Genomic DNA, 14351 nt, shown 5'->3' on the forward strand with positions numbered 1-14351 from the left:
GGGGGTGGGCCCCTGGAACCTCTGGCTCCAGGGGCCCACCCCTTCACTCACGTCACCTCGCCAGCGCCCGCTTCAGGCGCAGTGCGCGGCGGGCCAGCCGGCGGACCTGGGGGTGGCGCGGGACCGGGAGGCCGCCCGGGAGACCCAGGACGGTCAGGCGGCGGCGCTTGAAGTAGTGCCGCGTGCGTTCCGCGAGCGGCCCCGACAGATGGCGTACGGCCGTGCTCCGCAGATCCGGCCGGATCTTGGGCTGCATGGCGAAGCCGACCGCCGCGACCAGGTCGGCCAGCGCCGTCGCGTCCGGGGCCTTGTCCGGCGTGCCGCCCTCCAGGTCGGGGACGAGCGTGTCGACGAGGGTGAGCGGGATGCGGTTGCTGTTCTGGTACGGGGTCAGCCGCTCCAGGACCTCCCGGGTGCCGACCCGGGCCACCGGGATCCCGTAGAAGGCGTGCGCCGTCATCAGCGCGGTCGAGAAGCAGCCGACCACCAGCGCCGGCCGCAGCTCCCGGTACACCACCTCGGCGAGCACCGGCCGGTCGAGGACGGTCAGTTCGGCGCCGAGCGCCTCTGCCTCGCGCGCCAGCCTCCGGGTCCACGCGTCCGGCGCCGTCGGATGCGGCTTGAAGACCAGCCGGCGGTGGCCGCGCGCGATCGCGCCGCGGACCATCCGTACGTGCAGCTCCTCCTCCTCGGCCGGGGTGAGCAGCGAGAGCGCCGCCAGGTACTGGCCGAGCAGCAGCGCCGGGCCGTCCTCCTCGGCCGCCGCGGCGGGGTCCGTCCGGTCGCTCAGCTCGGCGACCACCTTCGTGAACGCCTCAGCCGGCACCACCTCGGGGGCCGCCCCGAACTCCGCGAGCAGCAGCGGCGCGAGCCCGGGCACGAGATCGAGGTGGAGCAGCCGGCGCACCCGCTCGCCGACCAGGGGGTCGATCTTGTTGCGGGTCGGGCCGTAGCTCATCAGCCCGTCGGCGTACACGTCGAGCGGGGCCTCGGAGAACAGCCGGGCGATCGTCAGGGCCGGCGCGACCTGCACCGACTCCACGACGAGTTCGATCCGGTCGTCGCCGAGCTCCCACAGCAGGCGCAGATGGCGTTCGAGCAGCGGCAGGTCGTCCGCCCGCGGCGTCCAGCCCGAGGGGTGGAGCGGGGAGATCGCCTCGTTCCACGACAGCACGGCGTCGAACCGGCCGCGCAGCCGCTCGAAGCCGGGCATCTCGTCCAGCGCCGGCGTCGTCTCCGGCACCGCCGCGTTGTTGCCGACCAGCAGCAGACGCCGGTCGGCCGGGCCGAAGCAGCCGCTGTCCAGGGCGGCGGCCAGTGTCGTCGCGCCGTAGAGCGTGGAGGCGTAGAAGATCTGGGTGGTGCGCACGTTCCGGGTGGTGCTCATGCGGCGGCCTCCGAGCCGGTCACGGCGGGCAGGGAGCTCGCGCCCACGCGGCGGCGGCGCAGCTTGCGCAGCACGGCCGCCCGCTGCTCGTCCATCGAGCCCAGCGCCTCACCGAGCACGTCCTGCGGCATCCGTCGCAGGGCGGCCGCACTCATCGAGCGCAATTTCTTCGCCACCGCCGGTTCATATCGTTCGAGGGCCGAAATGTGGTGCGAAATAAGAGCGCAATAGGTGCGGACCGCCTTGGGAAGAAGTCGGTCCGCGTCCACGTCGTTCGCCGTTTCCTCGATCACCTGGTCGAATGCGCGGATGAAATCCAGCTGCCGGACATCGCCGATCTGCGTGAGCGAGGTGGAGACACCGCGGCGATAGAACATCCCGAGCGTGCTCACCGCGGCGAAGGAATCCGCCTCCCGGTGCAGCTTCCAGATCCACGGCCGGTCCTCGGCCGTCCGCAGCCCCGGCGTGAAGTGCAGCAGCCCGCGGTCGAGCAGGCGCCGGTGGTACATCCCCGCCCAGGCGTACGGATAGTCCACCGAGGTCGTCCGGTCGGCGGGCAGGATCGCGTCGCGCGGGCGCAGCACCTCGCCGCGCCGCCCGATCGGGGCGCGCTTCACCGACCGGCCCCGTCCCTTGCACACCACGTGGTCGGTGCGGAGGAAGTCGCAGTCCAGCTCGTCCATGGCGTCGACCAGCCGCGCGAAATGGCCGGGCGCGAGCCAGTCGTCCCCGTCGAGGAAGGCGAGGTACCGGCCGCGGGCCGCGTCCAGGCCGGTGTTGCGCGCGGTGGCAAGCCCCTCGTTCTGTGCGTGTCTGATGAGGACGGCCCCCGGTACCTCGCGTACGGCCCGTTCGAGGAGCTCCGGGGTTCCGTCCGTCGAGCAGTCGTCGACGAGAAGGAACTCGAAGTCCTCGCGGGCGTTCGCGCGCAGGCTTGTGAGGGTGTCGGGGGCATATGTCTGCACGTTGTAGAACGGCACGACGACGGAGAGCTTGACCACCCGGCCGACGCTAGGCGCCGCCCCGGCATTCGTTCTGGCCGACAGAGAGATGTTCGGTGAACACAAAGCGGCGGGCGGCTTAACCGCCCCCGATCCCGTCCATTTTCAGAAGGGGGAAGGGCTCTGTTCACCGTTTGTTGTGGCTCAGTTGGGCCAGCAAACGGAATGCCCTTCTAGCGTCCTCGACGTGCCAGCAAGTACCAAAGAAGCGGTACGCGTCGCCGTACTCGCCGACTCCGACACCCGGTGGAAATGGGGCGCGCTCACCGCACGTCGCATCACGGCCGCCGAGCCCACCGGTTTCGTCCTGCGCGGCCGGGCCACGCCCACCGCGCGCCAACTCGCCGAGACCGGGGTGTCCACGACGCCCCCGCGCGAGGTGACGGGCGCGGAGTTCCTCAGAGAGGTACGGGATGGGGGGTACGACCTCGTCGTCCTCTCCCTCGTCGGCGGCACCGTCCGGGCCGTTCTGCAGGGAATCGCCGAACTGGCCCTCGAACGACGCCCGGTGATCGTCACCGGCTATGTGGGCGTCGTCTACGAGAAGCTCGCCGACGGGCTGCTCCTGCGCCACGGCGCGGACGTCGTCCTCGCCAACTCCCGTCACGACGCCGAGCGTTTCCGCGCGGTGTACGAAGGAGTGGGCGCCGACGCCTCCTCGGTGGTGGAGGCCGCGCTGCCGTTCCTCGGTGGCGCGCCCTACGCCCCCGAGGCCGGCCGGGACACCCTCGTCTTCGCCGCCCAGCCGTCCGTGCCGGTGACCCGCGCCGACCGTACGTACCTGCTCCGCAGGCTCGTCGAGCACGCTCGGCAGCACCCGGGGCGGGAGGTGCTGCTCAAGCTCCGCTCCAAGCCGGGCGAGCACACCACGCACCTGGAGGAGCTGCCGTACCAGAAGCTGGTGCGCGACATGGACACCCCGTCCAACTTCCGCCTGGTGTACGGGCACATGGGCGAGGTCCTGGACCGCACCGACCTGCTGGTCACGGTCTCCTCGACGGCCGCCCTGGAGGCGCTGCACCGGCGCATCCCCACGGCGATCCTCACCGACATGGGCGTGCGCGAGGTCCTCGGCAACCACCACTTCATCGGCTCGGGGCTGCTGACCTCCTTCGACCGGCTCGACAAGGACGTGCGACCCGAGCCGGACGAGGAGTGGCTCGCACGGCAGGGCGTCGCCGCCGGGGGTTCGTACGAGAAGGCCTTCGACGCGGCCCGTGACCGGGTCGCGGATCTGCTCGCCGGGCCCGCGCTGCCCCCCATCACCCCCTACTACACAGCGGAGACGGCCCCCGGCTACCTGCCCGGGATCCTCGCCCGCCACCGCCTGGACGTGACCGCGCCGGAGACCCGCGACAGCGGGCTGCGCCGGATCGTCCGGGAGGCGGCGCGGGGCGCGTACCGCCACGGCGTCCAGCGCGTGGCCCCCGTCATCCGCCGTCTTGGAGAACTCTGATGACCACGACCGTGCTTGCCGTCGTCCCGGCGCGGGGCGGTTCCAAGGGCGTCCCCGCCAAGAACCTCGCCCCGGTCGCGGGCGTCCCGCTGGTCTCCCGTGCGGTCCGCGCCTGCCTCGGCGCCCGACTGGTCACCGACGTCGTCGTGTCCACCGACGACGTCGGGATCGCGGACGCGGCCCGCGCCGCTGGCGCGGAGGCGATCCACCGCCCGGCGGCGATCGCCGGCGACACCGCCACCAGCGAGTCGGCGGTCCTGCACGCGATGGACGCCTTCGAGGCCACGACCGGGCGGCGCGTGGACGTGGTCCTCCTGGTCCAGTGCACGAGCCCGTTCCTCACCTCCGAGGAGGTGAACGGCACCGTCGAGAAGATCACCGACGGTGGCGCCGACACGGCCTTCACGGCGGCCCCGACCCACGGCTTCCTGTGGCGGGAGACCCCCGAGGGCGGCACGGGCGTCAACCACGACAAGGCGCACCGCCCCCGCCGGCAGGACCGGGAGGCCGAGTACCTGGAGACCGGCGCCGTCTACGCGATGGCCGCCGAGGGCTTCCGTACCCACGGCCACCGCTTCTTCGGCCACACCGCCCTCGTCGTCACCGACCCCGCCCGGGTCCTGGAGATCGACGACCCGCACGACCTCGCCCGCGCCCGCGCGCTCGCGCCCCTGCTCGACACCCCCCTCACGCCCCGCTTCGGCGAGATCGACGCCGTCGTCCTCGACTTCGACGGCACCCAGACCGACGACCGGGTCCACCTCGACGCCGAGGGCCACGAGTTCGTCTCCGCGCACCGCGGCGACGGCCTCGGCATCGCCGCCCTGCGCCGCGCCGGCATGCCGGTCCTGATCCTGTCGACCGAGCAGAACGCCGTCGTCGCCGCCCGCGCCCGCAAGCTCAAGATCCCCGTCCTGCACGGCATCGACCGCAAGGACCTCGCCCTCAAGCAGTGGTGCGAGGAACAGGGCATCGACCCGCAGCGCGTCCTCTACGCCGGCAACGACGTCAACGACCTTCCGTGCTTCCACCTCGTCGGCTGGCCCGTCGCGGTGGCGAGCGCGCACGACTCCGTACGGGCCGCCGCCCGTGCGGTGACCCTCACCCCCGGTGGCTCCGGAGCGGTCCGCGAGATCGCGGCCTGGCTTCTCGGGCCCGAGCTCGACACCCCCAACTCGTAAGGAACGGCAAGAATATGAACACGCGCACTCGTACGTTCGGCAGCAAGACCGCCGGCCCGGGCCACTCCGTCTACGTCACCGGCGAGATCGGCATCAACCACAACGGCGAGCTCGAGAACGCCATCGCGCTCATCGACGTCGCCGCCGCCGCCGGCTGCGACGCCGTGAAGTTCCAGAAGCGCACGCCGGAGATCTGCACCCCGCGCGACCAGTGGGACATCGAGCGCGACACCCCCTGGGGCCGGATGACCTACATCGACTACCGCCACCGGGTGGAGTTCGGCGAGGACGAGTACCGCGCCATCGACGAGCACTGCAAGAAGCGCGGCATCGATTGGTTCGCCTCCCCGTGGGACACCGAGGCCGTCGCCTTCCTGGAGAAGTTCGACGTTCCGGCCCACAAGGTCGCCTCCGCCTCCCTCACGGACGACGAGCTGCTGCGCGCCCTGCGCGCCACCGGCCGTACGGTCATCCTGTCGACGGGCATGTCCACCCCGAAGCAGATCCGCCACGCGGTCGAGGTCCTCGGCTCGGACAACATCCTGCTCTGCCACGCCACGTCGACGTACCCGGCGAAGGCCGAGGAGCTCAACCTCCGCGTGATCAACACGCTGACGGAGGAGTACCCGAACGTCCCGATCGGCTACTCCGGCCACGAGACGGGCCTCCAGACCACGCTGGCCGCCGTCGCCCTGGGCGCCACCTTCGTCGAGCGCCACATCACCCTCGACCGCGCCATGTGGGGCTCCGACCAGGCCGCCTCCGTCGAGCCGCAGGGCCTGCAGCGCCTGGTCCGCGACATCCGCACCATCGAGACCGCGCTCGGCGACGGCGTCAAGAAGGTCTACGAGTCGGAGCTCGGCCCGATGAAGAAGCTCCGCCGGGTCCAGGGGCTCGTCGCCGCATGACCGGCCAGCTGGCGTTCGTCGAGAGCCCGGTCCAGCTCCTGAACGTCCTGGAGTGGGCACACGCCCAGTCCCTCACCGTCGGGGGCACCACCGCCCCCGACGGCCCGGGGGCCGCCCGTCCGGCCGCCCCCACGCTCGTCGTGCTCTCGCCGACCGACCCCATGTCGCGCGGCCAGCTGCGCCGGATGGCGCAGCTGGCCCGCGACGACGGGTTCACCGTCCGCTGGCATGAGGCCCGGGACGGCCGCGGCTCCCTCTTCCGCACGCTGCGGGACCTCGCCCCGCTGCTGCGGGCGGCGGAGCGGGTGATCGTCGGGGACCCGTTCTCCCGCTACGTCCAGCTGCTGCTCACCCTCTTCGCCCCGAAGCAGCTGACGGTCGTCGACGACGGCACCGCCACCATGGAGTACGCCGCGCAACTGGCCCGTGGCGAGCGGCTGGTGCGCTGGCACCGGCGCGGCAGCAGCCTCGGCCCGCGCGAACTCGTGCTCGCCCCCGTCTCCGCCGCCGCCCGGCGCAAGCTCGCCCCGACCCGTCGCCGCGCCGTCGAGATCTTCACCTCGCTGCCGGTCGAACCGCCGGCGGGCACCACCGTCACCGAGAACACCTTCGCCTGGACCCGGGCCCGCTTCGGCCCGCCCCGCCTCACCCGGGGCGCGGACCTGGTCGGGACCTCGCTGGTCGAGACGGGCGTCGTCGACCCCGACCGGTACGCGCGGGCCGTCGCCGACCTCGCCCGTACCCACGGCGCCACCCGCTACTTCGCCCACCGCCGCGAGAGCGCGGAGAAACTGCACCGGATCGCGGTGGAGACCGGTCTGGAGATCGTCCGGCCCGATCTGCCGCTGGAACTGATCGCCCGGCGCGGCCCGATCGGCCGCACGGTGGTCAGCTTTCCCTCGACGGTCGTGCACACCCTGCCGCTGGCCCTCGCCGGCACCGGGGTGAAGGTCGCGGTCTGCGAGATCGCGCCCGAGTGGCTCAGGGAGAACGTCTCCCCGCGGGCCCAGGGCTTCCTGGCGGGGGTCGCGGGCACGGCCGCCTTCGAGGTGGACCGGCTCACGGCGCGCGCCGCACAGTCCGCGGAACGGTTCGAATTCGGGTGAGCTTACCCACAAGGGATGGTCGTCATGCCTCGTGAACCCACTTTCTTTCCCCTATCGGGCTGAACTTTTCGTGATCAACGGGCAGTTGATCTCTGAAGGGGCCTACCCTTCAAAAGGTGAACCAGTTGAAGTCCCGTGAGCCCGGCTCCGTCGCCCTGCCCGGAACGCTGTCCGCGTCGCTGCGCGCCGAACTGATCGCCTTCCGCCGCGACTTGCACATGCACCCCGAGCTCGGCAACCAGGAGTTCCGCACCACCGCGGCCCTCAAGGCCCGCCTGGAGGCCGCCGGACTGGCGCCGCAGGTACTGGCGACGGGCACGGGCCTCGTGTGTGACATCGGCACCTGGGACCGCGGACGGCCCATGCTGGCGATCCGCGCCGACATCGACGCGCTGCCCATCCCGGACGTCAAGACCGTCTCGTACCGCTCCACCGTGCCCAATCGCGCGCACGCATGTGGCCATGACGTCCACACGACCACTGTTCTGGGCGCCGGGCTCGTCCTCGCCGAGCTCGACCGGCAGGGGCTGCTGCCCAACGCCGTACGGCTGATCTTCCAGCCCGCCGAGGAGGTACTGCCCGGCGGCGCCGCCGACGCCATCGAGTCCGGGGTCCTGGACGGGGTCGGCCGGATCATCGCGGTCCACTGCGACCCGAAGGTGGACGCCGGCCGGATCGGGCTGCGCCCCGGCCCCATCACTTCCGCCTGCGACCGGCTCGAGGTGACCCTCGACGGCCCCGGCGGCCACACGGCCCGTCCGCACCTCACCACCGACCTGGTCACCGCCGCCGCCCGGATCGCCACCGACGTCCCGGCCGTGCTCGCCCGCCGCGTGGACGCCCGCTCCGGCCTCGCGGTCACCTGGGGCCGCATCGAGGCCGGCCACGCCTGCAACGTCATCCCGCAGCACGCCGAGCTCTCCGGCACCGTCCGCTGCCTCGACCTGCCCAGCTGGCGCGACGCCCCCGACCTGGTGCACGCGGCGATCGACGAGATCGCCACCCTCCACCGCGCCAAGTCGACCATCAACTACGTCCGCGGCGTCCCCCCGGTCGTCAACGACCCGGTCATCACCGAACTGCTCCGCGACGCCATGACCGCCCGCCGCGGACCGTTCGCGATCGAGGACACCGAGCAGAGCCTCGGCGGCGAGGACTTCTCCTGGTACCTGGAGCACGTCCCGGGCGCCATGGCACGCCTCGGCACCCGTACCCCGGGCGACACGACTCGCCGGGACCTGCACGCGGGTGACTTCGACGTGGACGAGCGGTCCATCCAGGTGGGCGTCGAGCTCTTCACCGCAGCGGCCCTGATCGACGCCGCACCGAAGGGCTGACACGCCGGATTCGAGGCCGCGCAGAAGCGCCGACCAGTCGAAAACAGGCCTCGTCCGTTCGGTCAACCCGCCTCATCCGTTCGGTCCAGCGGCCCGCGCGCCGTCGCGCGGGCCCGGCCCGTACCGCGGTACCACGGTGTATAACCGGCCGTGCCGGGTCGGACGCCCTACGTCGTCCGCCTGGCCGGTTCGCGACGATCCGATAACGACTCATGAACGGGTCTTTAACTGACATCTACGCGCGTTACGATCCACGCGAAACCAGCGCCGGAAGAGGCGCTTTCGGTCAGTCTCGAAGGGACCCTCCTCTTGCGCCGGGTATCCAAGATCGTTTCCGCGTCCGTCGTGACCGCGGCCCTCGCTCTCACCGCCACCGCTTGTGGTGAGTCGTCCACCGAGTCCGGTTCCGACTCGGGCACCATCAAGGTCGGTATGGCCTACGACGTCGGCGGCCGTGGCGACAACTCGTTCAACGACTCCGCCGCCCGTGGCCTCGACAAGGCCAAGGCCGACCTCGGTGTCGAGACCAAGGAGCTCACCGCCAAGACCGGTGAGACCCCGGCCGACCGCGAGCAGCGCCTCACGTCCCTCGCCGAGGGCGGCTTCAACCCCGTCATCGGTGTCGGCTTCGCCTACAAGGACGCGATCGACAAGGTCGCGGCCAAGTTCCCGAAGACCACCTTCGGCCTCGTCGACTCGGTCTCCGAGGCGAAGAACGTCGACTCGATCGTCTTCACCGAGGAGCAGGGCTCGTACCTCGCCGGTGTCGCGGCCGCGCTGAAGTCCAAGGACGGCAAGATCGGCTTCATCGGTGGTGTCGACACTCCGCTGATCAAGAAGTTCGCCGCCGGCTTCCAGCAGGGCGTCAAGGACACCAAGCCGGACGCCTCGGTGACGATCCAGTACCTGTCCACCGGCACGGACTTCTCCGGCTTCGGTGCCCCGGACAAGGGCAAGGCCGCCGCCAAGGGCATGCTCGACAAGGGCATCGACGTCATCTACGCCGCCGCGGGCGGCTCGGGTGCCGGTGCCATCGAAGCCGTCGCCGCCAAGCCGGGCACCTGGGCGATCGGTGTCGACTCGGACCAGGCCAAGGACCCGGCCCTGTCCAAGTACGCCGGCTCGATCATGACCTCGATGGTCAAGAACGTCGACACCGGTGTCTTCGAGCTCATCAAGTCCGTCAAGGACGGCAAGCCGATGACCGGCACGCACGTCTACTCGCTGGCCGAGAACGGTGTCTCCCTGACCACCACCGGTGGCCACCTCGCCGACATCCAGGCCAAGATCGACGAGGCCAAGAAGAAGATCATCGACGGTCAGATCAAGGTCAACACGACCCTCTGACGCACGTCGGAGGGGGCCCGGAGAGTGGCTTCGGCCGACACTCCGGGCCCCCTTCACACGTCTGCCCGCGGGCAGTTGAACGATTTTCCAAAAGCTACGCGCGTAGCGTGCGCCGTACAGGGTATTTTTCGCCACCGACAGCGCCTGCGCACCGGCCTCTTCCCCTCCTCACGCTCCCTGCCTAGGAGAGTGCGTCATCAAAGCCTCCAGCCCCAGCAGTCCCAACGCCGTAGAACTCCGCGGCATCACCAAGCGTTTCCCGGGAGTCGTGGCCAACCACGACATCGACATCACCGTGCGCCGCGGCACCGTGCACGCCCTCGTGGGCGAGAACGGCGCGGGCAAGTCGACCCTGATGAAGATCCTCTACGGCATGCAGAAGCCGGACGAGGGCACCATCACGGTCGACGGCGAGCTGGTGACCTTCCACAACCCCGGAGACGCCATCGCCCGCGGTGTCGGCATGGTGCACCAGCACTTCATGCTCGCGGACAACCTCACCGTCCTCGAGAACGTCGTCCTCGGCTCCGAGAAGCTCTACGGCATCGGCGACAAGGCCCGCGCCAAGATCAAGGAGATCTCCGACGCGTACGGCCTCGGCGTCCGCCCGAACGCCCTCATGGAGGACCTCGGTGTGGCCGACCGTCAGCGCGTGGAGATCCTCAAGGTCCTCTACCGCGGCGCCCGCACCCTGATCCTCGACGAGCCGACCGCCGTGCTCGTCCCGCAGGAGGTCGACGCGCTCTTCGACAACCTGCGCGAGCTCAAGGCCGAGGGCCTCACGGTCATCTTCATCTCGCACAAGCTGGGCGAGGTCCTGTCGGTCGCCGACGAGATCACCGTCATCCGGCGCGGCACCACGGTCGGCACCGCCGACCCGAAGCACACCACCACCAAGCAGCTCGCCGAGCTGATGGTCGGCGCCGAACTGCCCTCGCCGGAGACCCGCGAGTCGACGGTCACGGACGTGCCGATGCTGACGGTCCAGGACCTGTCGCTGAGCGCCGTCGACCCCGACGGCGTGGTCCGCGCGGTCCTCGGCGGCATCACCTTCACCATCCACAAGGGCGAGGTGCTCGGCATCGCCGGCGTCGAGGGCAACGGCCAGTCCGAGCTCGTCGACACGATCATGGGCATGCGCAACGCCGACCGGGGTGTCGTGACCCTCGACGGCGCGGACATCTCCGCCGCTCCGACGCGCAAGCGGCGCGAGGACGGCATCGGCTGCATCCCCGAGGACCGCCACCGGCACGGTCTGCTCCTGGAGGCGCCCCTCTGGGAGAACCGCATCCTCGGCCACGTCACCGAGAAGCCCAACTCCAAGGGCGCCGTCCTCGACCTCAAGGCCGCCCGCAAGGACACCGAGCGGATCGTCCGCGAGTACGACGTCCGCACCCCCGGCATCGACGTCACCGCGGCCTCCCTCTCCGGCGGCAACCAGCAGAAGCTGATCGTCGGCCGCGAGATGAGCCACGACCCCAAGCTGCTGATCGCCGCGCACCCCACCCGGGGCGTGGACGTCGGCGCGCAGGCGCAGATCTGGGACCAGATCCGCGCGGCGCGCCGCGAGGGCCTGGCGGTCCTGCTGATCTCCGCCGACCTGGACGAGCTGATCGGCCTCTCCGACACCCTGCGCGTCATGTACCGCGGCCGGCTCGTCGCGGACGCCGACCCGGCGACCATCACCCCGGAGGAGCTGGGCTCGGCCATGACCGGCGCCGCCGCCGGCCACCTTGAGCACCCTGAGAGCCCTGAGGGCACCGACGGCCCGGAGGACGAGGCCCGATGAAGAAGTTCGACAAGGAGCGGCTGCTCCTCGGCATCGCGGCCCCGCTGCTCGCGATCGTCGCCGCCTTCCTGATCACCGCCCTGGTGCTCGCGGCCACCGGCAAGGAGCCGTTCAGCGCCTTCGGCATCATGTTCGACTACGGCATCAAGTCGGACAGCCAGGTCTACATCATCAACAAGGCGACGACGTACTACCTGGCGGGCATCGCGGTGGCCATCGGCTTCCGCATGAACCTGTTCAACATCGGTGTCGACGGCCAGTACCGTCTCGCGGCCTTCTTCGCCGCCGCCGTCGGTGGCGCGCTGACCCTGCCGGGCATCGTCCAGATCCCGCTGATCATCATCACCGCGATGATCGTCGGCGCCATGTGGGCGGGCATCGCCGGTGTCCTCAAGACCACCCGGGGTGTCAGCGAGGTCGTCTCGACGATCATGCTGAACTTCATCGCGACCGCGATCATCGGCTACCTCCTCCAGCCCGGCCGCCTCGGCCACCTGGACGCGGCCGGCACCAAGGTCGCCACGACCCCGCTGCCGGAGTCCTCGCACTTCTTCGAGTTCCCGACCACGCCGACCCCGATCTACGGCTTCGTCGTGGTCGCGGTCATCGCGGGCATCGCGTACTGGTTCACGCTCTCCCGCACCCGCTTCGGCTTCGACCTGCGCACCGTCGGCCAGTCCGACACGGCCGCCGCGGCCAGCGGTGTCAACGTCAAGAAGATGGTCGTCACGTCCATGCTGATCTCCGGCGCCATGGCCGGTCTGATCGGTATGCCGACGCTGCTCAACGACTCGTACGAGTTCGGCGGCGACTTCCCCGTCGGCATCGGCTTCACCGGCATCGCCATCGCCCTGCTCGGCCGCAACCACCCGATCGGCATCGCGCTCGCCGCGATCCTCTGGGCGTTCCTGGAGCGCGGCGGCCAGCAGCTGGAGTTCGAGGACTACGACAGGGAGATCGTCGGCGTCATGCAGGGCGTCATCGTCCTCTGCGTCGTCATCGCCTACGAGGTCGTCCGCCGCTACGGCGTCAAGCGCCAGCAGCGTCAGGTCGGCGAGAAGCTCGCGGCCCAGGCCCGTTCCAACGACACAACGGAGGTGTCGGCGTGACCGCCACGGCGACTTCCACCCCGCCGCCCGCCGCGCCGAAGGCGGCCGGCGGCAAGGGCGGCCGCACCCGCCTCTCCCTCCCCTGGATCCTGCTGATCGTCGCGGGCGGGCTCCTCGCCCTCTCCGCCGTCCGGGCCATCACCGGGGCGCAGGACCTCACCTCGGCCGGCCAGATCAGCGCCGCGCTCTCGCTCGCCGTGCCGATCGGCCTCGCCGGTCTCGGCGGTCTGTGGGCCGAGCGCGCGGGCGTGGTCAACATCGGCCTCGAAGGCATGATGATCCTCGGCACCTTCTTCGGTGCCTGGGCCGGCTGGCAGACCAGCCCCTGGATCGGCATCCTCGCCGGTGTCGTGGGCGGCATGTTCGGCGGTCTGCTCCACGCCGTCGCCACCGTCACCTTCGGTGTCGACCACATCATCTCCGGTATCGCGATCAACATCCTGGCGGTCGGCATCACGACCTACTTCGCCAAGCTGTGGTTCAACTCCGGCGAGGCGGCGGCCAAGGGCGGCAGCCCCAAGCAGTCCCCGCCGGCCGATGAGATCACCTCGGTCACGATCCCGGGGCTGTCCGACTGGCTGGCCGACATCGAGAAGCACCACTGGTTCCTGATCTCGGACATCGCCGGCATCCTCGGCGGCCTGGTCACCAACCTCTCGCTGGTCACGATCCTCGCCGTGCTGCTGGTGATCGGCACGTTCTTCGTGCTGTGGAAGACGGCGTTCGGTCTGCGACTGCGCTCCTGCGGTGAGAACCCGATCGCCGCGGAGTCCCTCGGCGTCAACGTGTACAAGTACAAGTACATCGCCGTGATCGTCTCCGGCGGTCTCGCCGGTCTCGGCGGCGCGTTCCTGTCGCTGGTCACCTCGCACATCTACAACGAGGGCCAGACCGGTGGCCGTGGTTACATCGGCCTCGCGGCGATGATCTTCGGCAACTGGCGTCCGGGCGGCCTCGCCATGGGCGCGGGCCTGTTCGGCTTCGCCGACGCGCTCCAGCTGCGCAGCGGCGGCGAGTCCGTGCACGCGCTGCTCCTGCTGCTGTTCGCGGTCCTCGTCGCGATCGCGGCCTGGAAGGCGTACAAGAAGCGCTGGATCACCTCCTCGGTCGCGACCGTCATCGGTGTCGGCGTGCTGATCTGGTACCTGGGTACGGAGACCGTCCCGGTCGAGTTCGTCAGCGCCACGCCGTACGTGGTCACGCTGCTGGTGCTGTCGCTCTCCGCGCAGCGCCTGCGGATGCCCAAGGCGGACGGCATGCGGTACCGCAAGGGCGAGGGCAAGTGACCACGCCCGTGTCCGAGGCCGACTGGGAGGCCCTGCGCGAGGCGGCGCGGGACGCGATGTCCCGCGCGTACGCCCCGTACTCGGGCTACCCGGTCGGCGTGGCGGCCCTCGTCGACGACGGGCGGACGATCACCGGCTGCAACGTCGAGAACGCCTCGTACGGCCTCAGCCTGTGCGCCGAGTGCGGGCTCGTCTCGCAGCTCCAGGCGACCGGCGGCGGCCGGCTGACGCACTTCGTGTGCGTGGACGGCAAGGGCGAGACGCTGGTCCCGTGCGGGCGCTGCCGGCAGCTGCTGTACGAGTTCGGCGGCCCCGCGCTCGTCCTGGAGACCCCGGCCGGTCGGCTGACGCTGGACGAGATGCTTCCGCAGGCTTTCGGCCCGGACCACCTCGCCAAGTAACACCTCGGAGCGGCCCTTCCGGCACGATGGGAAGGGCCGCTCT

The 14351-nt window shown here is 70.8% G+C and carries 12 protein-coding genes; 10 read left to right on the forward strand and 2 right to left on the reverse strand.

The genetic code is table 11. The annotated features are described in order from the left end of the window. Window positions 1-52: 52 nt before the first annotated feature. Both ACFV9D_RS22350 and ACFV9D_RS22355 read right to left on the reverse strand, forming a co-directional pair. The gene (locus ACFV9D_RS22350; protein WP_385148832.1) at window positions 53-1387 is read right to left on the reverse strand and encodes an alpha-2,8-polysialyltransferase family protein; all 1335 of its coding nucleotides are present in this window, start codon (window positions 1385-1387) and stop codon (window positions 53-55) included. Beyond that, a complete protein-coding gene (locus ACFV9D_RS22355; RefSeq protein ID WP_385148835.1) occupies window positions 1384-2388 on the reverse strand; it encodes a glycosyltransferase family 2 protein in 1005 nt (334 codons plus the stop codon). The genes ACFV9D_RS22350 and ACFV9D_RS22355 overlap by 4 nt, the downstream gene beginning before the upstream one ends. Window positions 2389-2575: 187 nt before the next feature. Here ACFV9D_RS22355 and ACFV9D_RS22360 point away from each other — a divergent pair, with 187 nt between their 5' ends. The 10 genes from ACFV9D_RS22360 to ACFV9D_RS22405 all read left to right on the forward strand — a co-directional run bounded on the left by ACFV9D_RS22360 (window position 2576) and on the right by ACFV9D_RS22405 (window position 14308). After that, window positions 2576-3844, forward strand: coding sequence for a DUF6716 putative glycosyltransferase (locus ACFV9D_RS22360; RefSeq protein ID WP_385148838.1), 1269 nt, complete (start codon window positions 2576-2578; stop codon window positions 3842-3844). Beyond that, window positions 3844-5025 (forward strand): cytidylyltransferase domain-containing protein, encoded by a 1182-nt coding sequence (locus ACFV9D_RS22365; protein WP_385148841.1) that lies wholly within the window; start codon window positions 3844-3846, stop codon window positions 5023-5025. Before ACFV9D_RS22360 ends, ACFV9D_RS22365 begins: the two co-directional genes overlap by 1 nt. 14 nt (window positions 5026-5039) lie before the next feature. After that, window positions 5040-5933 (forward strand): N-acetylneuraminate synthase family protein, encoded by an 894-nt coding sequence (locus ACFV9D_RS22370; RefSeq protein WP_385148844.1) that lies wholly within the window; start codon window positions 5040-5042, stop codon window positions 5931-5933. After that, window positions 5930-7039 carry a hypothetical protein gene (locus tag ACFV9D_RS22375; protein ID WP_385148847.1) on the forward strand — a complete coding sequence of 370 codons (1110 nt, stop codon included), beginning with the start codon at window positions 5930-5932 and terminating at the stop codon, window positions 7037-7039. Before ACFV9D_RS22370 ends, ACFV9D_RS22375 begins: the two co-directional genes overlap by 4 nt. Before the next feature lie 116 nt (window positions 7040-7155). Beyond that, on the forward strand, window positions 7156-8376 hold the full coding sequence (locus ACFV9D_RS22380) for a M20 family metallopeptidase (RefSeq protein ID WP_385148850.1): 1221 nt from the start codon (window positions 7156-7158) through the stop codon (window positions 8374-8376). Between the two features lie 309 nt (window positions 8377-8685). Beyond that, entirely contained in the window at window positions 8686-9723 is a 1038-nt protein-coding gene (locus tag ACFV9D_RS22385) for a BMP family protein (RefSeq protein ID WP_385148853.1), read from the forward strand. Between the two features lie 196 nt (window positions 9724-9919). Beyond that, window positions 9920-11512 (forward strand): ABC transporter ATP-binding protein, encoded by a 1593-nt coding sequence (locus ACFV9D_RS22390; protein ID WP_385149102.1) that lies wholly within the window; start codon window positions 9920-9922, stop codon window positions 11510-11512. Continuing rightward, on the forward strand, window positions 11509-12621 hold the full coding sequence (locus ACFV9D_RS22395) for an ABC transporter permease (protein ID WP_385148856.1): 1113 nt from the start codon (window positions 11509-11511) through the stop codon (window positions 12619-12621). The genes ACFV9D_RS22390 and ACFV9D_RS22395 overlap by 4 nt, the downstream gene beginning before the upstream one ends. After that, window positions 12618-13907: an ABC transporter permease gene (locus ACFV9D_RS22400; RefSeq protein WP_385148858.1), complete on the forward strand. Its 1290-nt coding sequence runs from the start codon at window positions 12618-12620 to the stop codon at window positions 13905-13907. Before ACFV9D_RS22395 ends, ACFV9D_RS22400 begins: the two co-directional genes overlap by 4 nt. Next, a complete protein-coding gene (locus ACFV9D_RS22405; RefSeq protein WP_385148861.1) occupies window positions 13904-14308 on the forward strand; it encodes a cytidine deaminase in 405 nt (134 codons plus the stop codon). The genes ACFV9D_RS22400 and ACFV9D_RS22405 overlap by 4 nt, the downstream gene beginning before the upstream one ends. Window positions 14309-14351: the final 43 nt, after the last annotated feature.

Source organism: Streptomyces sp. NPDC059875 (assembly GCF_042731085.1).
Classification (GTDB): domain Bacteria; phylum Actinomycetota; class Actinomycetes; order Streptomycetales; family Streptomycetaceae; genus Streptomyces.